The organism is Pseudoalteromonas sp. 0303, from assembly GCF_013349995.1.
GTDB lineage: Bacteria > Pseudomonadota > Gammaproteobacteria > Enterobacterales > Alteromonadaceae > Pseudoalteromonas.
Genome location: NZ_JABVXF010000175.1, coordinates 1 through 382, shown reverse-complemented (window position 1 = coordinate 382; position 382 = coordinate 1). Strand labels below are relative to the sequence as shown.

Here is a 382-nt window from a genome sequence, read left to right as displayed (position 1 = left end):
TACCATTGTGGTTTACACCAGCTTCAGCAATAATCAAAGTCATAAAATTCTCACTTTAAATCATAAAAAGATTTACTTGGTTCAAACTGCATATTTTTGAGCATAGCGATTACTTGTCCACTTGCATTCCCTGCACCATAAGGGTTCTGTATATGCTCATTAGACGTTTTATACTCTCGTTTTATTGCCGATTTTATACTCTCCATGATCGACTGTTTGTTAGGGTCACAATTAAGAACGCTTTTAGCAGCTAATCTGCCTTGTTGTCTAACCCCAACATTCACTGTAGGAACATTAAATGATGGCACTTCTATTATGCCACTCGATGAGTTACCAATGACTACAGCCGCATTCTTTACTGTGCTTAAATAGCGTTTTTGAC

General features: G+C 37.2%; 1 protein-coding gene. It reads right to left on the bottom strand.

Translation table 11 applies throughout. From position 1 onward, the window contains the following. Positions 1-50: 50 nt before the first annotated feature. On the bottom strand, positions 51-382 hold a 332-nt coding region (locus HUS62_RS22680; protein WP_175081238.1), incomplete at its 5' end, for a UDP-N-acetylglucosamine 2-epimerase.